Below are 21,777 nucleotides of genomic sequence, written 5' to 3' on the forward strand. Positions count from 1 at the left end.
GGGTGCGGCCCGGCCCCGGAATAGTGGGCGACCCCGCGACGTTCCCCGTATCAGTGATACGTCAACGAAAGGGGAGTGCCGTGCTGGAGGTCGTGGTCGTCGGCGCCGGACAGGCGGGGCTGTCCGCGGCCCACCACCTGCGCCGCCGCGGGCTGGTGCCCGAGGAGGACTTCGTGGTCCTCGACGCCAACCCCGGGCCCGGGGGAGCGTGGCGGCACCGCTGGCCCTCGCTGACCTTCGGCGGGGCCCACGGCATCCACGACCTGCCGGGCATGCCCCTCGGCGTCCCGGACCCCGCCGAGCCCGCCTCCGCCGTGGTCACCCGCTACTACGGCGCGTACGAGCGCCGCTTCGAGCTGCCCGTGCACCGTCCGGTGGCCGTGCGCCGCGTGGAGTCCGTCTCCGCCGGCGGGCCGCTCGACGTGGTTGCGGACGCCGGGACCTGGCGGACCCGGCTGCTCATCAACGGCACCGGCACGTGGGACCGCCCGCACTGGCCGTACTACCCGGGCCGGGAGCTCTTCCGGGGGCGGCAGCTGCACACCCACGACTTCCGCTCCGCGCAGGAGTTCCGCGGCCGGCACGTGGTGGTCGTGGGCGGGGGCACCTCCGCCGTGCAGTTCCTGCTGCAGCTGGACGCGGCCGGCGCCACGACCACGTGGGTCACCCGCCGGCCCCCGCAGTTCACGCCGCGCCCCTTCGACGCCGAGTGGGGCCGGGACGTGGAGCGCCGGGTCGACGCGCGGACCCGGGCCGGGCTGCCCACGCAGAGCGTGGTCTCGGCCACCGGCCTGCCCCTCACCCCGCAGTACCGCTCCGGGATCGAGGCCGGGGTCCTGGTCTCGGCCGGTCCGCTGCGGGAGCTCACCGCCGAAGGGGTCCGCCTGGCCGACGGCCGGGAGATCCGCGCCGACGCGGTCCTGTGGGCCACCGGCTTCCGGCCCGCCCTGGACCACCTCGCCCCGCTCGGGCTGCGCGAGCCCGGCGGCGGGATCCGGACGGACGGGGTGCGGGTGCTCGCCGACCCGCGCGTGCTGCTCGTCGGCTACGGGGCCTCCGCCTCAACCCTGGGCGCCACCCGGGCGGGACGGGCGGCCGCGCTCGAGGCCGTGCGGCTGCTGGAGGCCGGAGCGTCCCGGCCGGCGGTGCCGGACGGGCGCGGCGCCGTCGTAGGCTGAGCACATCCAGCCGTCCGGACGAAGGAGCACCCGTGAGCGACCAGCCGACTTCCAGCCCCGACCCGATCGAGGACGCGGCCAAGATCGACGACGCCGACATGACCACCGAGATGACCCCGGTGCCGCACGAGCACGGCGACGCCAAGAACGAGGACTCCGACCCGGAGGACTGAGCCCGCACGCCCGTTCCCGCACGGCGACGGGCCCGGGCCGGGACGGAGGACGCCCCCGGGGGAGCAGCCGCTCCCCCGGGGGCGTCCCCGTGTCCGCCGGCGGGCTCCGGCCGGAGGCCCGGGGCCGCGCGCCGCGCGGTGCCGGACGCGCCGCTCCGTCCCGTCCGGGCTTGGCAGGACGCTTGACACCGTGATCCACGCCACGCACAGTGGGGACGGGTGGGAGCGCTCCCATGAAGAGGGCGCCCCGCCGGCCGTCCCGCTGCGGCTCCTCGCGGCGACCGGATGCCGCCTCGTCCCCGGACCCGTGCAAGGAGCAGCCCCAGGATGCGCACCACACCGCTGTCGTTCCCCGACCACTTCGTCTGGGGTGCCGCCACCGCCGCCTACCAGATCGAGGGCGCGGCCCACGAGGGCGGCCGGCAGGACTCCATCTGGGACGTCTTCGCCCGCGTCCCCGGAGCCGTGGTCGACGCCCACAACGGGGACGTCGCCTGCGACCACTACCACCGGTCCGCGCAGGACGTGGCCCTGATGCAGGAGCTGAACCTGCAGGCCTACCGCTTCTCCACCTCGTGGGCCCGGTGCGTGCCGGACGGCGTCACGCCCAACCCCGAGGGCATCGCGTTCTACTCCCGCCTGGTCGACCAGCTCCTCGCGGCGGGCATCCAGCCGTGGCTCACCCTCTACCACTGGGACCTCCCGCAGGCCCTGGAGGACCGGGGCGGCTGGGCGGACCGGGAGACCGCGCACCGGTTCGCCGAGTACGCGGCCGTGATGCACGAGGCCCTCGGGGACCGCGTGCGGATCTGGACCACCCTCAACGAGCCGTGGTGCTCGGCCTTCCTGGGCTACGCGGCCGGCGTGCACGCCCCGGGCCGGCAGGACCCCCGGGCGGCGCTCGCCGCGGCCCACCACCTGCTGCTCGGGCACGGCCTGGCCGTGCAGGAGCTGCGCCGGCGCGACCCGGAGGCCACCCTCGGGATCACCCTGAACCTCACGGTCCCGGATCCGCTGGACCCGGCCAGCGCGGCGGACCGCGACGCGGCCCGCCGCATCGACGGGCAGTTCAACCGCATCTTCCTGGACCCCCTGTTCCGGGGGGAGTACCCGGCCGACGTCCTCGAGGACGTGCGTCACCTCGGGCTGGCCGACCACGTCCGGGAGGGCGACCTGGCCGTCGTCGCCGCACCGCTCGACGTGCTGGGCATCAACTACTACCACGGGGAGGCCGTGACCACGGCCGCGCCGGACGCCCCCTCCGCGCCGGAGGGCCACGCCCCGCTGAGCCGTCCCGTCTCCTCCCCGTACGTGGCCGCCGACCATGTGCGGTCCGTGCCGCGGGGCCTGCCGGTCACCGGGATGGGCTGGGAGGTGCAGCCCGAGGGGCTGCGCCGGCTGCTGAACCGGGTGCAGGAGGAGTACACCGGTCCCGCCGGCATCCCCGTGTTCATCACGGAGAACGGCGCGGCCTACGACGACGCCCCCGACGGCGCGGGCTTCGTGGACGACCAGGACCGCCTGCGCTTCTTCGACGCCCACCTGCGCGCCGTCAGGGACGCCGTCGACGACGGCGTGGACGTGCGCGGATACCTCGCCTGGTCCCTCATGGACAACTTCGAGTGGGCGTGGGGCTATCACCAGCGGTTCGGCCTGGTCCGGGTGGACTACGAGACCCAGCGCCGCACCCCCAAGGCCAGCGCCCGCTGGTACGCCTCCGTGGCCGCGGCCAACGCGCTGCCGGCAGCACCTCCGCACGAGCCCGGACCGCCCGAGGGCGTCGCACCGGCCGGCCGATGAGCACGGAGCGGAGCCGCCCGGGCCGCGCCGGCCCCGGGCGGCCCGGCCCCACCCTGGAGGACCTCGCCGCGGCGGCGGGGGTGTCCCGGTCGACCGCCTCGCGTGCCGTCAACGGCGGCGACCGGGTGAGCCCGCAGGCGCAGGCGGCAGTGGACGCCGCCGTCGTGGCGCTCGGCTACACGCCCAACCGCGCGGCCCGGAGCCTGGTCACCCGCCGCGCCTCCGCGATCGCCCTGGTCATCCCGGAGCCGGACGTGCGGGTCATGGCGGACCCCTTCTTCGCCGTGATCGTCACGGGCATCACCGACGCCCTCCGGGAGACCGACGTGCAGCTGGTCCTGCTCATGTCCCGCACCGGGGACGACGCCGCGCGGGTGCTGCGCTACCTGCGCGGCGGGCACGTGGACGGCGCGATCGTGGTCTCCCACCACCGGGACGACCCGTGGACGACCTCGCTGCCGGAGGCCGGTCTGCCCACCGTGTTCATCGGCCGCCCCTGGGAGCTCCGGCCCGGCGTCGCCTTCGTGGACACCGACAACCGCGAGGGCGGCCGGCTGGCCGCCCTGCACCTCGCCGCCGGCGGCCGCACCCGGCTGGGCACGGTCGCCGGACCGGCGGACATGACCGCCGCGGCCGACCGGCTCGCCGGGTGGCGCGAGGGGCTGCGCGAGGCCGGCCTGGCCGAGGGGCCGGTGGTGCACGCGGACTTCACCACGGCCGGCGGCCGGCAGGCCGCGCTGCGGCTGTTCGAGGAGACCCCGGAGCTCGACGGCGTGTTCGCGGCCTCGGACCTCATGGCGCTCGGGGTCCTCGAGGCCGCGCGCCGGTGCGGCCGGTCGGTGCCCGAGGACGTCGCGGTGGTCGGCTACGACGACCACGCCCTCGCCGCCACCGCCGTCCCGCCGCTGACCACCGTCACCCAGCCGATGTCGGCGATGGCCGGCACGGCCTGCCGGATCCTGCTCGAGGAGATCGACTCCCCGGGGGCCCGCCCGGCGCCGGTCGTCCACCCGGCCGAGCTGGTCGTGCGGGGAAGCAGCGGCCGGGGGTCCTCCGCGCCCTGAGCGCCCGCCGTGCCGGGGGGATCCCGGTCAGGCCGCCGCGCCGAGGGCGGCGGTGCGAAGACCGGACAGGTGCGGCGCGTGCTCGGCCAGCTCCTGGAGGTAGCCCAGCTCGGCGAGGTCGCGCAGGGCGGCGTCGAGCTGCTCAGCGGTGAGCTGGGCGTCACGGGCGACGGCGTCGAGCGAGGGGGCCTCCTCGGCCGTGACGCTCTCGGTCAGGGCGTCGAGGACGACCACGGCGTCGACGCCCACGTGCTCGTCGTGGATGGCTTCGGCGAGCAGCCGCTCAGCGGCGTAGAGGCCGGCGGCGAACATGTGGGGAAGCGGGGTCTGCATCGTGGACATCACGGTTGCCAGAGTAATCCGCCTCCATGAAAATCTGCTGAGTCCGGTCGACGGGCCGAGCGCCCCGGCGGAATGCCGCGCCCCGCGCGAGGATCAGCGGCCGTCCCGGCGGCCGAGGACGAGGGCCGCCGCGGCGAGGGCCGCGCCGGCCAGCAGGGGCTTGGCCCGGGGGTGGGTCTGCAGCCACGTATAGGCGCTGACGCCGCGCGCCCGGGAGCCGACGTCCCCCTCGACGCGGTCGTCGTCCTCCCGCGGGGCGTACAGGGTGCCGGGCGCGCCGCCCGGGGCGGGCGTCGAGGTGGCCTCCAGCGGCACGGCCCGGGACAGCGCCGCGTCCATCAGCCGCGGCGCGAGCGCCTGGAGGGCGGACATGACCCGCCCCGCCCCGCCGGCGTAGAGGTCCCGCACCGGGTGCTCGGCGGCGTGGAGCACGCAGTCGGCGACCACGGAGGGCTGGTAGACCGGCGGCGGGCCGGTGGGCTCCACGTCCAGGGTGTGGGCGGCGCTGGTGAAGAGCGGGGTGTTGACGGTGGCCGGTTTGATGCTGGTGACCGAGATCGGCGCGCCCTCCGCCAGCAGGTCCCGCCGGAGGGCGTCGGTCATGCCCTCCACCGCGTGCTTGGAGGCGGCGTAGGCGCTGTGCCGGGGCAGTGCGACCCGGCTCTCCACGGAGGAGACGGTGATCAGGGCGCCGCCGCCGGCTGCACGCAGGCGCGGCAGCGCGGCCAGGGCGCCGTGCACCTGGCCGAGGTAGTTGATCTCCATGAGGCGGCGGAACTCCTCGGGCAGGGTCTGCTCGAAGGGGGCGTGCACCAGGACCGCCGCGACGTTGACCCAGGTGTCGATCCGCCCGTAGGCGGACACCGCGGCCTCGGCGACGGCCCGGACCTGGTCGAGGTCGACGACGTCGCACACCACGGGGGTGGCCCGGCCGCCGCGGTCGGTGATCTCCCGGACGAGGGACTGCAGTCCGGGCTCGCTGCGGGCCGCCACGACGAGCGCCGCGCCCTTCTCCGCCAGACGCAGGGCGGACGCGCGGCCGATGCCGCTGGAGGCGCCCAGGACGACGACGACCTGGTCCGCGATGGGCTTGAGCTGCATGATCGGTGCTCCTGTCGGTGGGTGTGGGCCCACCGTAGGGAGCCGCCCCGGGCGGCGGCAAGGGTGCTGATGAAATGTGCCCGGGGGATCTACCGGTCCGCGGCGCGCCGGGCGCTGCGGCGCACGTGGGCCGCCCGGGCGGCGGCCAGCAGGGCCAGCACGGCGACGACGAGCACGACCGCCCACGGCTCCCGCAGCCAGGCCCAGACCACGGCCATCCCGACCGTCCCGTAGACGGTGCCCCAGATGAGCGTGCCCACCAGCATCGCGGGGATCCAGCGGCGCAGGGGCATGCCGGTGACGGCGGTGGTGAGGATGACGGCGGTCTGCAGGCCCACGGTGAGGAAGCACGCGGGCACGGCCAGCACGCCCCAGCGGTGGACGAGGCGCTGGGCCCGCCGGTAGAGGGCGGTGTCCATCAGCCGGCGGACACGGTCGAAGCGCCGGCTGCCGCCGGTGACGGCCGCGCGGCCCAGGGCGAAGACGGCCGTGGTGCGCACGATGCCCACGGCCCAGAAGAACAGGATCGCGGCACCGAGGGGGAGGGACTCCATCCAGGCCTGCACCGGTCCAGTCTAGGGAGCGGAGCCGACAACACCCGACGACAGGATGTCAGCACGGACCGCCCCGGCCTGGGATACCCTCGCCTCAGATCCGGCCCTCCCGGGGCGGTCACCAGCACAGGAGGACGCAGGAGCATGAGCGTGGAGATCGACGACCGGGGCGCCGTGACCTCCGGCGGGCGCCCCGTGGACTACGCGACGGCCTACGGCTGGGCCGTCGACTCCCCCGAGACGATCACCGAGCTGGTCCACGACACCAAGGCGTTCGTGACCGTGATCGCCGCCGCCGAGCAGGCGGGCCCGGAGGAGCAGGCGGCCGCCGTCCGGCAGGCGTTCGCGGCCGGGGTGCCGCGGGTGCCGGGCGCCTCCTGGTCCGCCGCGGCGCCGCCGGAGGGCGCGCCGCAGCAGGCCGCGGCTCCCGAGGCGGCGCCGGGCACCGGACCGCAGGAGCCCGCGACCGAGGGGCCCGCGCTGCAGGAGCCCGCCACCGAGGGGCCCGCCGCCGAGGGCACTGCGTCGCAGGGCCCGGCGACCGAGGGGCCTGCGGCGCAGGAGCCGGCGGCCGGGCGGTGCCGCTAGCCCTCGCAGGCCACGCCCGGCTCCCCGCCGCGGTCCAGCGCCGGGCGGTAGCCGGGCTCGTCCGCGCGCAGCGGTGCGACGCCGGCCCGGCGCACGGCGTCGCAGTCCGGGTAGTACACCTCGACGGGCGCGGTCGACCCCGGGGCGGACGGCGCGGGGGAAGGCGGATCGGCCCGGGCCGCGAGGGCGTCGTCGGGCAAGTCCTGCCCGGGGCACCCGGCCAGGACCTCGGCCATGGCCGCCTTCTCCTCGGCGGTGACGAACAGCTCGTAACGGGTCTTCACCGCGATCTGGCGGGCCACGTACGGGCAGTGGAAGGCCTCGTCCGGCGGCAGCCAGGCGGCGGCGTCCGAGGCGGACTTGTCCCCGTTGGTGGGCCCGTCCACGGCCAGGAGGTTCAGCGGGTCGTTGGCCAGCGCCTGCCGCTCGTCCGCGCCGAGCCGGTCCGCCCCGGTGACCCAGGCGTTCTTGAGCGCCACCACGTGGTCGATCTGCACGTCGGCGGAGGTCAGCGGCCCGCGGCGGAAGTCGATCGTCGCCCCCGTGTAGGGGTCTTCCAGCGTCCCGGAGAGGACGGTGCACCCGTCGTCGCCGAGCACCGCACGGGTGAGATCCCGGGCCAGGACGTCGTTGCGGGCGTCGCAGCCGTTGCCGTCCGGATCGGCCCAGTCCCCGAACTGCGCGAGCCGGTCGTAGTCGTCCCCGCTGCCGGCCTCCTCGACGGGCAGCGCCTCGAGGGCCTGCCCGGCCGCCGAGGAGTCCACGGTGGTCCGGGCCGGAGCGGTGCACCCGCCCAGCAGGACGAGGGCGAGCAGGACGAGGGCGAGCAGGACGGCCGGCGCCCTGCGGAGCGGGGGCGAACCGGCACCGGGGGAAGCGCGTCTGGGCACGGGGCGGACTCCTCGCTCGGGACGGGACGGCGGACGGTCCCCATTGTCCCTGGTGGCAGGGCCCGCAGGCCATCCGGAGCGGGCGCTGCGGGCGGCCGGCTCAGCGCTCCACGAGCTCTCCACGCACCAGCCCCCGCAGCACCTCGGTGAGCAGCTCCACGCCGCGCACGGCGTCCTCGTCCCGGGTGCACTCGGCCTCGTGGTGGGAGATGCCCTCCACGCTGGGCACGAACAGCATCACGGTGGGCACGACGTCCTTCAGGTTGGTCGAGTCGTGCCCGGCCACGGTCATGATCCGGCGGTGGCTGAGACCGAGCCGCTCGGCGCTGGCCGTGCCCAGGTCGACCCCCTCCGGCTGGTAGGCCACCAGCCCCCACCGGTGGGTCGGCTCCAGGCGGACCTGCGTCCGGGAGCGCTCCGCGGCCTCCTCGGCCCACCGGTGGACGAGTCCGGTGGCGCGCTCGAGGACGCCCTCGTCGGGGGAGCGCAGGTCCAGGTTCATGGTCACCCGGCGGGCGATCGTGACCGGCGAGTTGGGCAGGACCTCCATCTGGGAGACGGAGGTGTGCAGCTGCCCCGGCTCGAACTGCTCGGCCAGCTCGCGCGCGGCGGCGATCACCAGGGCCGCGCCGTACAGGGCGTCGCGGCGGTCCTCCATCCGGGTCGAGCCGGTGTGGGACTGGGCCCCGTCGACCGTGACGCGGTACTTGGCGGCCGCCCAGGTGCGGTCCACGATCCCGACCTCCGTGCCCGTCTCCTCGAGGATCCGGCCCTGTTCCACGTGGATCTCCGCGTAGCGGGCCACGTCGGCCAGGACCGGTGCCCCGGCTCTCCCGGGCCGGCGTCCGGCGGCCAGCGCGTCCGCCACGGTGGCTCCGGTCGCGTCCGCCGTGGCCAGGGCCTGGTCGAGAGGGAGCTTGCCCGTGAAGACGGAGCTGCCCATCATGCTCGGCGTGAACCGGCTGCCCTCCTCGTTGAACCAGTTCACCACGGCCACGTTGAACAGCGGGGTGAGCTCCCCGGAACCGGCTTCGGCGGCCACGCGCGCCGCCGCGTGCGCTCCGGCCAGCACTCCGTAGGCGCCGTCGAACCGCCCCGCCAGGGGCTGGGAGTCCAGGTGCGAGCCGACCAGCACGTACGGGGCGCCCGGGACGAGCTCCAGCGTGCCGAACTGGTTGCCCGCCGCGTCCACGGCCTCGGTGAAGCCGTGGCGCTCGAGCCAGCCGCCGAACCACGCCCGGGTGCGGTGGTCGGCCGGGGTCCCGGCCTGGCGGTCGACCCCGCCCCCGGGCGTCGCGCCGAACGACGACAGGGTGGTGAAGTCCTCGAGGAACTGCTCGTGGGCGGTGCTCATCCGTTGTCCTTTCCTGCCGGTGCCTGCGCGGCGACCGGGCTGTCCTGCGGGGCGAAACGATCGGTGCCGTAGCGGAGCTCCCCGCCGACCACCGTGGCCAGCACCCGGGTCGAGCCGATCCGCGCGGACGGCACCGCCGTGGGGTCCTGGTCGAGGAGCACGAGGTCCGCGAGGAAGCCCGGGGCGAGCCGTCCCTTGAGGTGGGCGCTGCCCGTGGCCGCCGCGGAACCGGTGGTGTAGGCCGCCAGCGCCTGGACCGCCGTGAGCCGCTCGCCCGGGCCGTAGACCTCCCCGGCCGGGGTCAGCCGCTCCACGAAGGACTGCATGACGGCCAGGGGCCGGCCCTCGGAGACCGGCCGGTCGGAGCTGCCCGGCAGGACCGCGCCGCGCTCCAGCAGGCTCCGGGCCGGATAGGACAGCAGGGTGCGTTCGGGGCCCAGCAGCCGCGCCATGCCGTCCCCGAACTCGGTGATGAAGTGGGGCTGCGGGACCAGGACGATCCCGGCGGCCGCGATCCGGTCCAGCTGCTCCGGGCGGACCACGCCGCCGTGCTCGATCCGGTTGGGGAGCCGGCCGCGGCCGTACGTCTCCTGCGCCTCCACGATGATGTCCAGGGCGTGGTCGACGGCGCGGTCGCCGATGGCGTGCAGGGCCAGGGACCACCCCGCCCGGTAGGCCTCGAGCGCGGAGCGGCGCAGCTCCTCCGCGTCCGCCTGCAGGTAGCCGTGGTTGTGCGGGCAGCCCACGTACTCCTCCGAGACGTAGGCCGTGCTGCCCAGCAGGGACCCGTCGGTGAAGATCTTCACCGAGCCCAGCCGCAGCCAGTCGTCCCCGAGCCCGGTGCGGATCCCGGTGCCGAGACCCCGCCCGGCCGGGTCCTCGGCGTGGCCGGACAGCGGGCCCAGGGCGTCCAGCACCACCATGGGCTGCATCCGCACGCCGAGCAGCCCCTTGTCCCGGGCGTTCTGGTAGGCCGCGAACTCCTGCGGCGAGTACCCGATCCAGCCCCCGGCGATCCCGGCGTCCGTCACGCTCGTGATGCCCTCGGAGAGGTAGTGCGTGGTGGCCAGCTCCAGGGCACGCTCGATGGTCTCCAGCGGATAGGGGAGCATGATGTCCTGGACGAGGCGCATGGCGTTCTCCTCCAGCAGGCCGGTGGGCCGGCCGCCGGCGTCGACGACGACCACGCCGCCCTCGACCGCGGCGGTCAGGTCGGCCCCCCGGGACACCAGGTCCAGCGCGACCCCGTTGAGCGTGCACGCGTGCCCGGAGGAGTGCTTGATCCACACCGGGCGCCCACCGGCCGCGGCGTCGAGGCGGTCCCGGTCCGGCTGCGCCCCGTCCAGCAGCAGCGGGCTGAACCCGGAGGCCACCACCCACTCCTCCGGCGCGAGGGCCGCGGCCGCGCCGGCGACGACGGCGTACACGTCCTCCAGGCTCGTCGCCGCGCCGAGGTCGGCCTCCAGCAGGGTCAGGCCGAACCAGACGCTGTGGGCGTGGACGTCGTGGAAGCCGGGCACCACCGTGGCCCCGCCGGCGTCCAGGCGGCGGCGCACGGGGATCCCGTCGTCGTCGAGGGCGAGGACCTTTCCGTCGTGGACGACCACGCTGCTCGCGGTCGGGTGCCCCGGGTCCTGCGTGAGGACGTGGGCGTTGTGGATCAGCAGGTCGGCGAGCATGGGTCCTTCCCCGTCGTGGACGCCGGGACGCGGTGGCGCGCGGCGCCGGGAAGCACCGCATCCCCATTCAATCCTGGGGAAATGTCGTCTCCAATGGACAATGACCGCCGGTCGTCCCCGGCCGAATGGGCGAATGCCTAACATGGGGGCATGACCACCCCCTCCGCCGCCCTGGCCGGCGGCTCCCGCGAACTCCGGGTGCAGGACTCCGCGGAGCCCGAGTGGACCGGGCTCATCCAGCGGCTGTGGCAGGAGCGGGACTCCCTGGTGCGGGAGTTCCTGCGCCGCTTCGCCGCCGTCTCCTACGACGAGGCCCTCGTGCCGGACGAGGACATCCGCCGCACGGCCGTGGACACCATGGACCTGCTGCTGCTTGAGATGGCCGGCGCGCCGATCCCCCCGGAGCTGGCCACGCTGCCCCGGGACGTGGCCGTGCGCCGCGCCCGGCAGGGGGTGCCCCTCGAGGCCTTCCTCGCCGCCGTGCGCAACGACTTCCGGGTGCTGTGGCAGGGCCTGGAGCGGGTGGCGCGGCCGGACCGCCTCGAGGTGCTGGTCGCGCACATGGACCGGGTCCTGGACACGGTGGAGGGCTACATCAGCAGCATCCAGCAGGCCTTCGCCGAGGAGGAGGCCCTGCTGGCCCGCGACAAGCAGCTGTACCGTCAGCGGGTCCTGTCCCGGCTGTTCGCCGGGGACAGCGAGGACCCGGCCCGCGTCGCGGAGATCGCCTCCGCGCTCGGGGTGCGCGCCGAGGACGACTTCGAGGTGCTGGCCGTGGTCGGTGACGCCGCCGCCCCGGCGCGGCGCCGGTACGAGACGGACCCGCGGGCCTTCGTGCACGAGATGCCGGGCGGTCTGTGCGTGTTCCGGCCCCTGCGGCCGGGTGCCGCCTGGCCGGACGACCCGCCGCCGGTACCCGCCGGGTGCGCCCCGACGGCGGACGGCCTGGCCGCCGTCCCCCGCGCTGCCGCCACGGCCCTGCTCCTGGCCGGCCACCGCCCGGGCGCCCCGGGCCTGGTCACCGTCGCGGACGCCTGGACGGGGATTGCCGCGGAGCTGCTCGAGGAGCGGCTGCCGGGGCTGTCCGCCCCCGTCACCCGGGCGCTCGACCGGTGCACCCCGCACGAACGGCGGCGCCTGCTGGAGGTCGCCCGCAGCTACGCCCGGACCGGGTCGATCAAACGGACCGCCGAGGAGCTCTACTGCCACCGCAACACCGTGGTGAACCGGCTGCACGCCCTGCACCGGATCATCGGGCTGGACCTGACCGTCCCCGCCGAGGCGGCGCTGGCCCTGGTCTCCCTCAGCGGCTACGACGAGCCGCCCGGCATTGTGACAATGCACAAACCCCGTCCCTGAGCTGAGTGGACGGCGTCATTGTCCGGGGGATCGTCACCTCCCTAGCCTCGAAGGAACGCCGCGGCCGCCGCCATCCGGCCGGTGCGCCTCGCCGCCGCACCCGGCCGCCGCACCCCGCCGCGCACCCGCCCACGCTCGAAAGGCACCTCCGTGACGACGCCATCCTCCCTCGACTCCGCCTCCGGGGCCCCGCCCACCGTCTCCGGCAAGGACGCGGGGAAGATCGCCCGCGCCGCCTTCGTCGGCACCGCCCTGGAGTGGTACGACTACTACCTCTTCGGGACCGCCGCGGCCCTCGTCTTCAACCGGCTCTTCTTCACCGAGCTGGACCCCACGGCCGCCCTGCTGGCCTCCTTCGCGACCTTCGGCGTGGGCTTCGCCGCCCGTCCGATCGGCGCCGTCCTGTTCGGCTACATCGGTGACCGCTACGGCCGGCGGCCCGCGCTGCTCACCACCATCGTCATGATCGGTGTCGCCACCGGCCTCATCGGCTTCCTGCCCGACTTCGGCACCATCGGCCTGGCCGCCCCGATCCTGCTGGCCGTGCTGCGCCTGGTGCAGGGCCTGGCGGTCGGCGGCGAGTGGGGCGGCGCCGTCACCATGGCCGTCGAGCACGCGCCGGCCGAGAAGCGCGGGCGGTTCGCGGCGCTGGTGCAGATCGGCTCGCCCGTGGGCACCCTGCTCTCCTCCGCGGCCTTCGCCCTCGTCCTGCTCTTCCCCTCCGAGACGTTCGACGCGTGGGGCTGGCGCATCCCCTTCCTCATGGCCTTCCCGCTGCTCCTCGTGGCCCTGTGGATCCGGCTCAAGGTCGAGGAGTCCCCGATCTTCCAGGACCTGCTCGCCCAGGAGGAGACCGCCAAGGTCCCGGCTCTGGACGTCGTCCGGCACGCCGGCGGCCGGCTCGTGGTCGCCGTCCTGGCCGCGATGCTCGGCGTGGGCGGCTTCTACATGATCACCACCTTCGTGGTCAGCTACGGCTCCAACACCCTCGGCGTGGACCGCGGCGTCATGGTCAACGCCACGCTGATCGCCGCCGTGGCGCAGATCGGCGTCACGGTGCTCATGGGCCGGCTGGCCGAGCGGATCGGTCCCGGCAAGGTGACGATGTGGGGCGGGCTCCTCACCGCCGCCGCCGCGTTCCCCCTGTTCGCCCTGATCGACACGCGCTCCCCGCTGCTGATCACGCTGGCCATCACCCTCGGCATCATGCTCATCGCCGTGGCCTACGCCGTGAACGGCGCCCTGCTCACCGAGCTGTTCCCGCCGAACCTGCGCTACTCCGGGGTGGCCCTCGGGTACAACCTGGCCGGCGCCACCAGCGGGTTCATGCCGATGATCGCCACCGGCATGCTCGCCGTCACCGACGACCGGTCCTGGGGCGCCGCGGTGATCCTCGCGCTCATCGCCCTGCTGACCGCCGTGGGCGGCTTCTTCGGCGAGCGGCTGCGCGTGCAGGACAAGCGGCTCGTCGTCGACAACTGACCCGACGGGGTCCGCGTCCCACCGGGGCGGACCCCGTCCCCCTCCTCCCGGAAGGCCACCATGCCCAGTCCAGCCCAGCAGCAGCGGATCCTCGACGCGGTGGACGCCGCCTTCGACGACCAGCTCGCGTTCACCCAGGAGCTGGTGCGCCACCCCTCGCTGCGCACCCGCGAGCGCGGCGCCCAGGACCTCCTGCACGCCGCCATGGCCGGCCGGGGGCTCGAGATGGACCGCTGGTCGCTGGACCCCGCGGAGCTCGCCGGGCACGAGGGGGGCGGGGCCGTGACGGTCTCCTACGACGACGTCGTCAACGTGGTCGGCACCTACCACCCGGCGCGGGAGACGGGGCGGTCGCTGATCCTCAACGGGCACGTGGACGTCGTCCCGGAGGGGCCCGTCGAGGAGTGGACCCGCTCCCCGTGGGACGCCGCCGTGCTCGACGGGTGGATGTACGGGCGCGGCGCCGGGGACATGAAGGCCGGTCTCGCCGCCAACCTGTTCGCGTTCGACGCCGTGCGCGCCGCCGGCCTCGACCCGACCGGGCGCATCCACCTGCAGTCGGTCGTCGAGGAGGAGTGCACCGGCAACGGGTCCCTCTCGGCGCTGCTGCGCGGCTACCGCGCCGACGCGGTGATCATCCCGGAGCCCGAGGAGGACATGCTGGTGCGCGCCAACGTGGGCGTGCTTTGGGGCCGGGTGCGGGTCACCGGCCACCCCACGCACCCCCGGGAGATGGCCGCCGGCTTCAACGCCATCGACGCCGCGTACACCGCGATGGGCGCCCTGCGCGAGCTCGAGGAGGAGTGGAACGCGGAACGGGCCCGGCACCGCTGGTTCGAGGACCTGGCGCACCCCATCAACTTCAACTTCGGCGGGATCGCCGGCGGCGACTGGCCCTCCAGCGTCCCGGCCTGGTGCGAGTTCGACCTCCGCGCCGCCGTCTACCCCGGGGTGCCCGCCGAGCGGGCCTGGGCGGCGATCGAGGAGCGTCTGGCCCGCCTCGGCACCGGGTCCGCCCCGATCCGGGCGGTGGCCACGCGCACGGGCTTCTTCGCCGAGGGCTACGTCCTCGAGCCCGGCAGCGCGGCCGAGGAGCTGCTCGGGCGCACGCACCGGGCCGTCTTCGACGCGGAGCTCGAGAGCTTCACCACGCCCGGCTACCTGGACGGCCGCGTCTTCACCCTCTACGGCGGGATCCCCACGCTCGTCTACGGCCCGGTCTCCGAGGCGATCCACGGCTTCGACGAACGGGTCAGCGTGGAGTCGGTGCGCCGGATCACCCAGAGCATCGCCCTGTTCATCGCCGGCTGGTGCGGCGTCGAGGAGCGCGTCTGACGGGCGCGCCCTCACAGCTGCGGGACGCACCGGCCGGAGCCGAGCGCGGCCAGCCCGGCCCGGTCCCCGGCGGCGAGCACCGTGGCCTCGCCGGCCGGGTGCATCACCTGGGCGGGGTCGTCCACGTGGGCGAGCCCGACCACGTGCGCCAGTTCGTGGACGATCGTCGCGCGGACGTGGTGGGCGCCGCCGGGGGCCTGCAGGATCCGGGCCAGGCCCGGGGCGTCGAGGGTGACCTGCCCGGAGACGTAGACCAGCGGCTGCCCGGGCGCGCCCCGGGGGGTGCTGCCGCCGAGGCCGACGACGTCGCCGGCCAGCTCCGGGACCTCGTCCGGGTCCGACCACGCGACGAGCACCGGCGCCCACCTCCGGCCGTACCGGTCGGGCTGATACGGCTCCCGCCGGGCGTCGGGGCCCTCGGTGGTCGTGCCGTCGTGGACGAAGCGCAGGCCGGTGGCCGCGGAGATCTCGGCCACCGCCTCCTGCACGAGCTGCTGTCCTCCGGGCGGGGAGCCGTCCGGGCGCACGACCCAGTGCACCGGCCGGCAGGGGTCGTAGGCGACCATCTCCTGGTCCGGGTCGGGGGAGTCCATGAAGCGGTAGCCGCCCGCCTCCGCCACGGCCGGCGGGGCGCCCAGCGGGGCCCGGGCGGCCTCCACCCCGGGCGGCGGCGCGGAGGCGTCCGGCAGGTACGGGCGGAGGACGGGCAGGGCGTAGTGGTCGACGAGGCACGGGGTGCAGCCCAGCACGAGCAGCAGCACGATCCCCGCCGCCGGGCCCGTCCGTCGTCCCCGGCCGCGGCGCCGGTGCGGCGTGGTGCCACCGTGCTCGCGCATCGTCCCCGGCTCCCGTGCTCGATCCCCCTCGGCCCCACCGACCGTCCCTTAGTGTACGAAAGCAAACAGGAATGGTGGCCTCCCGCCCGAACATGACGGTCCGCCCGCCTACACTGGCCGGGTCCGGCACCCCGACGAAGGAGCACCGCAGTGGAGCAGACCCCGCACCAGAACGTCACCTTTCCCTCGGCCGGGGGCCGGGCCCACGGCTACCTGTCCCTGCCGAAGTCCGGCCGCGGCCCCGGCGTCGTCGTGGTCCAGGAGTGGTGGGGGCTGACCGACCACATCCGCGACGTGGCCGACCGGCTCGCGGCGGAGGGCTTCGTCGCCCTGGCCCCGGACCTCTACGGCGGGTCCGTCACCCACGACTCCGAGGAGGCCGCCACGATGATGGCCCGGCTGCCCGAGGAGGAGGGCGCCCGGCTGCTCGGCGGGGCGGTGGACTTCCTGCTGGAGCACGAGGCCGTCACGAGCGCCACCCTGGGCGCCGTCGGCTTCTGCATGGGCGGCGGGTTCGTCCTGGCGCTCGCGGCGGAGCAGGGCGAGCGGATCGGCGCCGCGGTGCCGTTCTACGGCGTCGGCCAAGGGCTGCCGGACGCCTACCACGACCTGCGCGCGGCCGTGCAGGGCCACTACGGCCGCCAGGACACGTCCTACCCCGTCGAGCAGGCCGAGGCCCTGGAGGAGCAGATCCGCCGGGACTCCGGGGCCCCGGTCGTGGAGTTCCACTTCTACGACGCCCCGCACGCCTTCCACAACGACGAGAACCGGCACAACCACCGTCCCGGCGAGGCCCGCCTGGCCTGGGGGCGCACGGTCGGGTTCCTGCGCGAGCACGTGCGGTAGCGCCCCCGCCGCCGCCGGGCGCATGCCGCCGCACGTGCCGGGCGCACGGTCCCGGTTTCCTCGACGGCACTGCCGGGGCGGGTCGGCCGCCGGAGCCCGGGGTGCGGTCCCTAGGGTGGAGGCATGAACGCCGGGAAGACTCCGCAGCCCGCCGGCTCGCCCAAGGAGCAGCTGCTGGCGGCCGTGTGCCTGGGCGGCCTCCTGCCGCTGCTGTCGTGGCTGCTGGACAGCTACCTGGTGGCACTCGCCTGCTCGCTGGCCCTGAGCTTCGTGATCTCCGGCCTGCTGCGGCAGCGCGCCCTCCTGCGCCGCGGCGCCGACCGGCCCGCCGACCCGGAGCCGCCCACGACGTAGTGCGGACCGCCGCCGGACGGCCTCGTCCGGCGGCGGTCCGCCGAGACAGCGAAGGAGCCCGCATGACCGAGATCTGGCCCGTGGTGCACGCCGAGCGCCGGGCACTGGCCCACGACCTGGAGCACCTGCCGGTGCCGCGGTGGGCCACCCCGTCGCTGTGCCCGGGCTGGGACGTCCACGACGTCCTGGCCCACCTCGTCGACGACGCCGGCACCACGCGCGGAGGCTTCCTGCGTCGTCTCGCCGCCGCCGGCTTCGACTTCGACCGCTGCAACGCCCGGGGGGTCGCCCGGGAGCGCCGGGCCGACCCGCGCGCGACCCTGGCCGCCTTCCGCGCGGTCAGCGACCGGACGACCAGCGCCCCGGCGCCGCCGGCCACCCGGCTGGTCGAGGCGTTCGTGCACGGGGAGGACATCCGGAGGCCCCTCGGCATCCGCCGCGACTATCCGGCCGCGCCCGTCGCCGAGGCCCTGCGCCACCAGCTGCGCACGGGTGTGCGGTTCGGCGGGGGCAAGGAGCGCGCCCACGGGCTGCGTCTCGTGGCCACCGACGCCGGACTCGAGACCGGGACGGGCCCGGACGTGCGCGGAACGGCCATCGCCCTGCTGCTGGCGGTGTCCGGGCGCCCGGTCGAGCCGGGAGAGCTCGCCGGCGCGGGGGCTGCGGCCCTCCTCCGCTGAGGCCCGGCGGGCCCGTCCGGGCGGCCCGTTCCGCGCGGGTGACACCGTCCGGGCGGCCGTGGGGTCAGCTCCGGCGCAGCGGGCGCTCCAGGATGCCGGTGGAGACCGCGATGAACACCGCGCCCGCGACCAGCAGCGCGGACCACCCGTACGCCTGGGCGCCCAGGGCCAGCACCGCGCCGTTGGCGACGAACAGCGCCACGGCCACCACCGTCAGCCACTGCGCCACCCGGTCCTCACGCACTTCCCGATCCCCCGCCACTGCGATCCCCTTCGTCGTCCTCCCCGCGGCTGCGATCGCAGCCCGGTGGACCCCAAGTTAGGTGCCGTCCGGGTTATATGTCCCTGGACTTAAGTCCAGACCTCCGGGCGCCCGCGGAAACATCGGCCCTGGTCAGGGAAAACATTCGAACATGACGAAAGATTGCTCCCCCGCCGCGGCGCCGGCTCAGGCGGGAGGGGCGCCGTCCCGGGCGCGCCGCTCGACGGTCCCGCGGGTCACGGCGGCGTACGAGGCGGCGACGACGTCCTCGAGCACACCGAGGTCGATGGCGTCGAGGTCCTTGAGGTAGAGGCATCCGACGCCGGTCGTGTGAGGGCCCAGCCGGGCCAGCTCGTCGGGGTAGGCGCTGACGCCGTCGAACAGGTAGACGGTGCTGGCGGCCCGGCGGGGGGCGAAGCCGGCCGCGGGGGCGTCGCCCTCGTGGCCGCTGGCGTAGCGGTAGTGGTACTCGCCGAAGCCGATGATCGTGCCCCACATCGTGGGGGTCTCCCCGGTGGCCCGGGCGAACAGCGGGAGCAGCCGCTCCGCGTCGGCCCGTCGTCGCCGGGGCACGACGCCGGCGAGGAACTCCTCGACCGGCTGAGGGGTCTTCTCCACGGTGCCTCCTCGGACGGGTGCGGGGCGTGCCGCCCCGGGGCGGCGGCGTCGCCGGCTCCGGGGCCACCGTACGCCGCGGGGCGGACGCGGGAAGGGAGGCGGACGGCAACGGGGGCGGCGGACGTGTGCGCCACGTCCGCCGCCCCCTGTGCTCCGGGTGCCGGGTCCTGTCTACGGGGCGGCGGGGGCCGCTCCGGGGTCGGTGCCGGCGGCGCCCTGCGGGGCGGTCCCGGGGTCGAGCTGACCGGTGTCGGTGCCCGTCAGGCCGCCGTCCTGCGGCTGACCGCCCGTGCCGGCGGCCGCGTCCTCGGGCGTGGTCGTGTCCTCGCCGGTCACGGCACCGCCGGTCGGGGCCGTCTCCCCGGGCAGCGCCGCGTCCGCGGTGGGGGCGGTGGTCGGCACCTCCGCCGGGTCGGCGCCCTCGGCCGGGGTGAGCTCCCCGGTCTCCGGCGCCTGCTCGCCGGCGGGAGCGGGGGTGGTGGCACTGCGCACGGCCACGGACTCGGAGCCCGTCACGGTGCGCTGAATGGTGCCCGTGCCGCCGGAGAGCTCGGTGCCGGTCAGCGCCTGGATGCCGAAGACCGCGGCGACCGCCAGCCCGATGATCACCCCGGTGCTCACGAGCACCTGCTTCAGCGGCAGCCGGAAGCGCTGCGCGGGGGCGTCGGCCTCCACGGCGCTGCTGCCGTGGGTCTCGGGGACCCGCAGGCCGTCGCGGGTGAGGATGCGCCGGGTCACCACGGTGTGGACCTTCTGCAGGCCCTGTCGGCTCCGTTCGAGCGAGGTCGAGTAGACGACCACGGCGATGCCGGAGACGATGCTGGTCAGGGCGGCGCCGAGGACGGTGCCGACGACGCTGAGGTGGCCGCCGATCACGGACATGGTCGCGGCGGTGGCGGCGCCGGCGAGCAGGCCCGGGATGTTCAGGGCGGAGCTCTTCTTCTCGGGCTTCTCGTCCGTGGGGGCCTGCTCGTCGGCGGGCGCGGTGCTGGTCTGTGGTTTCTCGAGGGTCATGCAGATGTCCTGGTCCGGTCGCGGGCTGGGGGTGGGGGCCGGAACCCCGCGACGTCGCTCGGGTCGGCCGCATCCATTATCCGGACCGACCTGGGTGAACGCCGCACGAGTGGGCATCCTCACACCCCGGGTGCGGGCCCGGCGCAACGCGGCGTCACAGCGCCCGGTCGCACCGGGCCGGGTGCTGCTCCGAGTGGGGCGGTCGCGTCCCGGCCGCCGTCCGGCGGCGGCGAGCGCCCCGGCACGGTGTCAGTGGGTCAGCTTGAGCCCGAGGACCCCGCCGATGATCATCAGCAGGAACCCGATCTTGAGCGCCGAGACCAGCTCGTCGCCGGTGGCCATCGCGTAGACAACGGTGAGCACCGCGCCGATGCCCACCCACACCGCGTAGGCGGTGCCCACGGGCAGCTCCCGCATCGCCCACGCCAGGCCCGTCATGCTCGCGGCCAGGGCCACGGCGAACACCACGGACGGGCCGAGCCGGCTGAAGCCGTCGGACCGGCCCAGGGCGGTGGCCCACACCGCTTCGAGGATCCCGGAGAGCACCAGAACGAACCACGACATGACAGCCTCCTGCGGGCCGTCTTGTCGCTCGCCGGGTACAGCGCCCCTCGTCCGGGAGCCCGGGATTCCGGGCTCCCTTCCACCGTCTCACCTCCGGACGGCCGGGGCAACGTCAGACGGATCACCACCGGGTCGCCCGGGGGACGGCCGGATTATCGCTGGGCGATAGCGACTCTTCCGGGCAGCCGGAGCACGCCAACAGACTCGTCGGCACGGGCACCACCGCCGGCGACGGAGCCGGCGAAGCGCACGACCGGTGCCACGAGCACAGGAGGCACCATGCCGGAGAACTCTTCCCGCGTCGCACTGATCACCGGAGCCGGGCGCGGCATCGGACGGGCCATCGCCGAACGGCTGGCCGACGACGGGCTGGACATCGTGGTGGCCGACATCCCGGGCGCCCAGGACAACATCGACGCGGTGATCGCGGCGGTGGAGGACCGGGGCCGCCGAGCGGTCGGGGTGACCGGGGACGTCGCCGACCACGCGGACGTCGCACGCATGGTCCAGGAGGGGGTGGACGCCCTGGGCCGGCTGGACGTCTTCGTCGCCAATGCGGGCATCGCGCAGGTCGACGAGATCCTGGACGTGGAGCCGGAGGCCCTGGACCGGATGCTGGACGTCAACATCAAGGGCGTCTACTACAGCTACCAGGCCGCGGCCCGGCAGTTCATCGCCCAGGGCGGCGGGGGCAAGATCATCGGGGCCGCCTCGATCGTGGCGTTCCGGCCCTTCCCCGTGCTGGCCTCCTACTCGGCCACGAAGTGGGCGGTGCGCGGGCTGACGCAGGCGGCGGCGATGGAGTTCGCCCGGCACGGGATCACCGTCAACGCCTACGCCCCCGGGGTGGTCGGCACCGCGATGTGGGACCTGATCGACGAGCGGCTCACCACCCGCGAGGGCACCCCGCGCGGCAGCGCGCTGCAGGCCCAGGTGGACAACATCCTGGCGGGCCGGGTCTCCGAGCCGGCCGACGTCGCCAAGCTCGTCTCCTACCTCTCGGGGCCGGACTCCGACCACATGACCGGCCAGACGGTCCTGATCGACGGCGGCATCAACTTCTCCTGACCCCGCCGGGACCGCCGCGGCGACCTCGCCGCTGCCGGCGCACGGCCCCGAACATCGGGGACCGTGCGCCGGCAGCCGGCCGCGCACGGCCGTCCGGCACGGGGCGCGCTCACGACGCCGGCGCCGTCCCGGCCTCGACCAGGCGCTTGAGCCGCCGCAGGCTCTCGCACAGCCCCTCGCGCATCGTGGTCATCCGCTCCGGGTCCCGGCCCAGGGTGCCGATGATGAACCAGCCGATCCGGCCGACCGGGCGGGCCACCTCGTACGACTCCGTCACCCGGGTGCCGGTGCCCTCGGGCTCGAAGCGGTAGCGCCACACGATCGTGCCGGCGAACGGCTCGGTGCGCGCGAAGGCGAACTCCCGGCCGGGCTCGGCGGCCATCACGATCGGTCTGTTGTGCCAGGAGAACCTCGAGTCCTCCGGGACCCGGTTGCGGGCCCGGAACCGGGCGCCCACGTGCGGGCCGCCGTCGTCGAGCCAGACCACCTCGTCGACCTCGGGACTGTACTCGGGGGTGCGGGTGACGTCGGCGACGACGTCGTAGACCGCCTGCGGAGGCGCCTCGATGTGCACGGACTCCTCGGCACGGCCCAGCTTCTGCATGGTGGTCCTCCCCGCGAGCTCGTGGCGCCGTC

24 protein-coding genes and 1 riboswitch are annotated in these 21,777 nt (G+C 75.4%); of the genes, 12 read left to right on the forward strand and 12 right to left on the reverse strand.

The genetic code is table 11. The features are described from left to right. Positions 1 to 80 precede the first annotated feature (80 nt). The 4 genes from ACWCOM_RS03615 (at position 81) to ACWCOM_RS03630 (ending at position 4,215) form a co-directional block, all read left to right on the forward strand. Positions 81 to 1,178, forward strand: coding sequence for an FAD-dependent oxidoreductase (locus ACWCOM_RS03615; protein ID WP_454547369.1), 1,098 nt, complete (start codon positions 81 to 83; stop codon positions 1,176 to 1,178). A 32-nt stretch (positions 1,179 to 1,210) separates the two neighbouring features. Next, positions 1,211 to 1,351 (forward strand): hypothetical protein, encoded by a 141-nt coding sequence (locus ACWCOM_RS03620; RefSeq protein ID WP_158041181.1) that lies wholly within the window; start codon positions 1,211 to 1,213, stop codon positions 1,349 to 1,351. Between the two features lie 327 nt (positions 1,352 to 1,678). Beyond that, positions 1,679 to 3,151: a GH1 family beta-glucosidase gene (locus ACWCOM_RS03625; RefSeq protein ID WP_454547370.1), complete on the forward strand. Its 1,473-nt coding sequence runs from the start codon at positions 1,679 to 1,681 to the stop codon at positions 3,149 to 3,151. Then, on the forward strand, positions 3,148 to 4,215 hold the full coding sequence (locus ACWCOM_RS03630) for a LacI family DNA-binding transcriptional regulator (protein ID WP_454547371.1): 1,068 nt from the start codon (positions 3,148 to 3,150) through the stop codon (positions 4,213 to 4,215). Before ACWCOM_RS03625 ends, ACWCOM_RS03630 begins: the two co-directional genes overlap by 4 nt. A gap of 27 nt (positions 4,216 to 4,242) precedes the next feature. Here the strand turns inward: ACWCOM_RS03630 and ACWCOM_RS03635 are convergent, their stop codons facing one another. From ACWCOM_RS03635 to ACWCOM_RS03645, 3 genes are all read right to left on the reverse strand, one after another. Next, on the reverse strand, positions 4,243 to 4,557 hold the full coding sequence (locus ACWCOM_RS03635) for a hypothetical protein (protein ID WP_454547372.1): 315 nt from the start codon (positions 4,555 to 4,557) through the stop codon (positions 4,243 to 4,245). A gap of 93 nt (positions 4,558 to 4,650) precedes the next feature. Continuing rightward, positions 4,651 to 5,658 (reverse strand): SDR family oxidoreductase, encoded by a 1,008-nt coding sequence (locus tag ACWCOM_RS03640; protein WP_454547373.1) that lies wholly within the window; start codon positions 5,656 to 5,658, stop codon positions 4,651 to 4,653. Positions 5,659 to 5,747: 89 nt separating this feature from the next. Then, positions 5,748 to 6,224: a DedA family protein gene (locus ACWCOM_RS03645; protein WP_454547374.1), complete on the reverse strand. Its 477-nt coding sequence runs from the start codon at positions 6,222 to 6,224 to the stop codon at positions 5,748 to 5,750. Positions 6,225 to 6,356: 132 nt separating this feature from the next. Here ACWCOM_RS03645 and ACWCOM_RS03650 point away from each other — a divergent pair, with 132 nt between their 5' ends. After that, entirely contained in the window at positions 6,357 to 6,800 is a 444-nt protein-coding gene (locus tag ACWCOM_RS03650) for a hypothetical protein (protein ID WP_454547375.1), read from the forward strand. Here ACWCOM_RS03650 and ACWCOM_RS03655 read toward each other — a convergent pair. The 3 genes from ACWCOM_RS03655 to ACWCOM_RS03665 all read right to left on the reverse strand — a co-directional run bounded on the left by ACWCOM_RS03655 (position 6,797) and on the right by ACWCOM_RS03665 (position 10,723). Continuing rightward, positions 6,797 to 7,690 carry a GmrSD restriction endonuclease domain-containing protein gene (locus ACWCOM_RS03655; protein WP_454547376.1) on the reverse strand — a complete coding sequence of 298 codons (894 nt, stop codon included), beginning with the start codon at positions 7,688 to 7,690 and terminating at the stop codon, positions 6,797 to 6,799. The genes ACWCOM_RS03650 and ACWCOM_RS03655 overlap by 4 nt on opposite strands. Before the next feature lie 100 nt (positions 7,691 to 7,790). Next, positions 7,791 to 9,044 (reverse strand): M20 family metallo-hydrolase, encoded by a 1,254-nt coding sequence (locus ACWCOM_RS03660; RefSeq protein ID WP_454547377.1) that lies wholly within the window; start codon positions 9,042 to 9,044, stop codon positions 7,791 to 7,793. Beyond that, positions 9,041 to 10,723: an amidohydrolase gene (locus ACWCOM_RS03665; RefSeq protein ID WP_454547378.1), complete on the reverse strand. Its 1,683-nt coding sequence runs from the start codon at positions 10,721 to 10,723 to the stop codon at positions 9,041 to 9,043. Before ACWCOM_RS03665 ends, ACWCOM_RS03660 begins: the two co-directional genes overlap by 4 nt. A 150-nt stretch (positions 10,724 to 10,873) precedes the next feature. Here ACWCOM_RS03665 and ACWCOM_RS03670 point away from each other — a divergent pair, with 150 nt between their 5' ends. The 3 genes from ACWCOM_RS03670 (at position 10,874) to ACWCOM_RS03680 (ending at position 14,899) form a co-directional block, all read left to right on the forward strand. After that, a complete protein-coding gene (locus ACWCOM_RS03670) occupies positions 10,874 to 12,082 on the forward strand; it encodes a helix-turn-helix domain-containing protein (RefSeq protein WP_454547379.1) in 1,209 nt (402 codons plus the stop codon). 150 nt (positions 12,083 to 12,232) lie between these two features. Beyond that, the gene (locus ACWCOM_RS03675) at positions 12,233 to 13,564 is read left to right on the forward strand and encodes an MFS transporter (RefSeq protein ID WP_454547380.1); all 1,332 of its coding nucleotides are present in this window, start codon (positions 12,233 to 12,235) and stop codon (positions 13,562 to 13,564) included. 60 nt (positions 13,565 to 13,624) lie between these two features. Further along, positions 13,625 to 14,899, forward strand: a complete 1,275-nt coding sequence (locus ACWCOM_RS03680) for an ArgE/DapE family deacylase (RefSeq protein ID WP_454547381.1) — start codon at positions 13,625 to 13,627, stop codon at positions 14,897 to 14,899. 11 nt (positions 14,900 to 14,910) lie between these two features. On the opposite strand, the gene ACWCOM_RS03685 is transcribed toward ACWCOM_RS03680, so the two are convergent. Further along, positions 14,911 to 15,735: a peptidase gene (locus ACWCOM_RS03685; RefSeq protein ID WP_454547382.1), complete on the reverse strand. Its 825-nt coding sequence runs from the start codon at positions 15,733 to 15,735 to the stop codon at positions 14,911 to 14,913. Between the two features lie 150 nt (positions 15,736 to 15,885). Between ACWCOM_RS03685 and ACWCOM_RS03690 the strand changes: the two genes are divergently transcribed. The 3 genes from ACWCOM_RS03690 (at position 15,886) to ACWCOM_RS03700 (ending at position 17,615) form a co-directional block, all read left to right on the forward strand. Next, the gene (locus ACWCOM_RS03690) at positions 15,886 to 16,581 is read left to right on the forward strand and encodes a dienelactone hydrolase family protein (RefSeq protein WP_454547383.1); all 696 of its coding nucleotides are present in this window, start codon (positions 15,886 to 15,888) and stop codon (positions 16,579 to 16,581) included. Positions 16,582 to 16,704: 123 nt separating this feature from the next. Then, a complete protein-coding gene (locus ACWCOM_RS03695; RefSeq protein WP_454547385.1) occupies positions 16,705 to 16,935 on the forward strand; it encodes a hypothetical protein in 231 nt (76 codons plus the stop codon). 62 nt (positions 16,936 to 16,997) lie between these two features. Further along, a complete protein-coding gene (locus tag ACWCOM_RS03700; RefSeq protein WP_454547386.1) occupies positions 16,998 to 17,615 on the forward strand; it encodes a maleylpyruvate isomerase family mycothiol-dependent enzyme in 618 nt (205 codons plus the stop codon). A 64-nt stretch (positions 17,616 to 17,679) separates the two neighbouring features. On the opposite strand, the gene ACWCOM_RS03705 is transcribed toward ACWCOM_RS03700, so the two are convergent. The 4 genes from ACWCOM_RS03705 to ACWCOM_RS03720 form a co-directional block, all read right to left on the reverse strand. Continuing rightward, a complete protein-coding gene (locus ACWCOM_RS03705; protein WP_454547387.1) occupies positions 17,680 to 17,844 on the reverse strand; it encodes a hypothetical protein in 165 nt (54 codons plus the stop codon). A gap of 219 nt (positions 17,845 to 18,063) precedes the next feature. Continuing rightward, positions 18,064 to 18,495 (reverse strand): DUF1801 domain-containing protein, encoded by a 432-nt coding sequence (locus tag ACWCOM_RS03710; RefSeq protein WP_454547388.1) that lies wholly within the window; start codon positions 18,493 to 18,495, stop codon positions 18,064 to 18,066. Between the two features lie 171 nt (positions 18,496 to 18,666). Further along, positions 18,667 to 19,509 carry a hypothetical protein gene (locus tag ACWCOM_RS03715; protein WP_454547389.1) on the reverse strand — a complete coding sequence of 281 codons (843 nt, stop codon included), beginning with the start codon at positions 19,507 to 19,509 and terminating at the stop codon, positions 18,667 to 18,669. Between the two features lie 249 nt (positions 19,510 to 19,758). Next, positions 19,759 to 20,073 (reverse strand): DMT family transporter, encoded by a 315-nt coding sequence (locus tag ACWCOM_RS03720; RefSeq protein WP_454547390.1) that lies wholly within the window; start codon positions 20,071 to 20,073, stop codon positions 19,759 to 19,761. 10 nt (positions 20,074 to 20,083) lie between these two features. Next, positions 20,084 to 20,151, reverse strand: a riboswitch (guanidine-III (ykkC-III) riboswitch). A gap of 201 nt (positions 20,152 to 20,352) precedes the next feature. Here ACWCOM_RS03720 and ACWCOM_RS03725 point away from each other — a divergent pair. After that, positions 20,353 to 21,141: an acetoin reductase gene (locus tag ACWCOM_RS03725; protein WP_454547391.1), complete on the forward strand. Its 789-nt coding sequence runs from the start codon at positions 20,353 to 20,355 to the stop codon at positions 21,139 to 21,141. 109 nt (positions 21,142 to 21,250) lie between these two features. On the opposite strand, the gene ACWCOM_RS03730 is transcribed toward ACWCOM_RS03725, so the two are convergent. Continuing rightward, positions 21,251 to 21,745, reverse strand: a complete 495-nt coding sequence (locus ACWCOM_RS03730) for an SRPBCC family protein (protein ID WP_454547392.1) — start codon at positions 21,743 to 21,745, stop codon at positions 21,251 to 21,253. Positions 21,746 to 21,777 lie beyond the last annotated feature (32 nt).

The sequence above is a fragment of the Kocuria sp. KH4 genome (assembly GCF_053711175.1).

Coding starts and splice junctions, on each gene's coding strand:
- ACWCOM_RS03640 (WP_454547373.1), bottom strand. CDS start 5,658: ATGCAGCTCAAGCCCATCGCGGACCAGGTCGTCGTCGTCCTGGGCGCC.
- ACWCOM_RS03680 (WP_454547381.1), top strand. CDS start 13,625: ATGCCCAGTCCAGCCCAGCAGCAGCGGATCCTCGACGCGGTGGACGCC.
- ACWCOM_RS03685 (WP_454547382.1), bottom strand. CDS start 15,735: ATGCGCGAGCACGGTGGCACCACGCCGCACCGGCGCCGCGGCCGGGGA.
- ACWCOM_RS03730 (WP_454547392.1), bottom strand. CDS start 21,745: ATGCAGAAGCTGGGCCGTGCCGAGGAGTCCGTGCACATCGAGGCGCCT.
- ACWCOM_RS03635 (WP_454547372.1), bottom strand. CDS start 4,557: ATGTCCACGATGCAGACCCCGCTTCCCCACATGTTCGCCGCCGGCCTC.
- ACWCOM_RS03665 (WP_454547378.1), bottom strand. CDS start 10,723: ATGCTCGCCGACCTGCTGATCCACAACGCCCACGTCCTCACGCAGGAC.
- ACWCOM_RS03715 (WP_454547389.1), bottom strand. CDS start 19,509: ATGACCCTCGAGAAACCACAGACCAGCACCGCGCCCGCCGACGAGCAG.
- ACWCOM_RS03625 (WP_454547370.1), top strand. CDS start 1,679: ATGCGCACCACACCGCTGTCGTTCCCCGACCACTTCGTCTGGGGTGCC.
- ACWCOM_RS03660 (WP_454547377.1), bottom strand. CDS start 9,044: ATGAGCACCGCCCACGAGCAGTTCCTCGAGGACTTCACCACCCTGTCG.
- ACWCOM_RS03725 (WP_454547391.1), top strand. CDS start 20,353: ATGCCGGAGAACTCTTCCCGCGTCGCACTGATCACCGGAGCCGGGCGC.
- ACWCOM_RS03630 (WP_454547371.1), top strand. CDS start 3,148: ATGAGCACGGAGCGGAGCCGCCCGGGCCGCGCCGGCCCCGGGCGGCCC.
- ACWCOM_RS03700 (WP_454547386.1), top strand. CDS start 16,998: ATGACCGAGATCTGGCCCGTGGTGCACGCCGAGCGCCGGGCACTGGCC.
- ACWCOM_RS03695 (WP_454547385.1), top strand. CDS start 16,705: ATGAACGCCGGGAAGACTCCGCAGCCCGCCGGCTCGCCCAAGGAGCAG.
- ACWCOM_RS03670 (WP_454547379.1), top strand. CDS start 10,874: ATGACCACCCCCTCCGCCGCCCTGGCCGGCGGCTCCCGCGAACTCCGG.
- ACWCOM_RS03720 (WP_454547390.1), bottom strand. CDS start 20,073: ATGTCGTGGTTCGTTCTGGTGCTCTCCGGGATCCTCGAAGCGGTGTGG.
- ACWCOM_RS03650 (WP_454547375.1), top strand. CDS start 6,357: ATGAGCGTGGAGATCGACGACCGGGGCGCCGTGACCTCCGGCGGGCGC.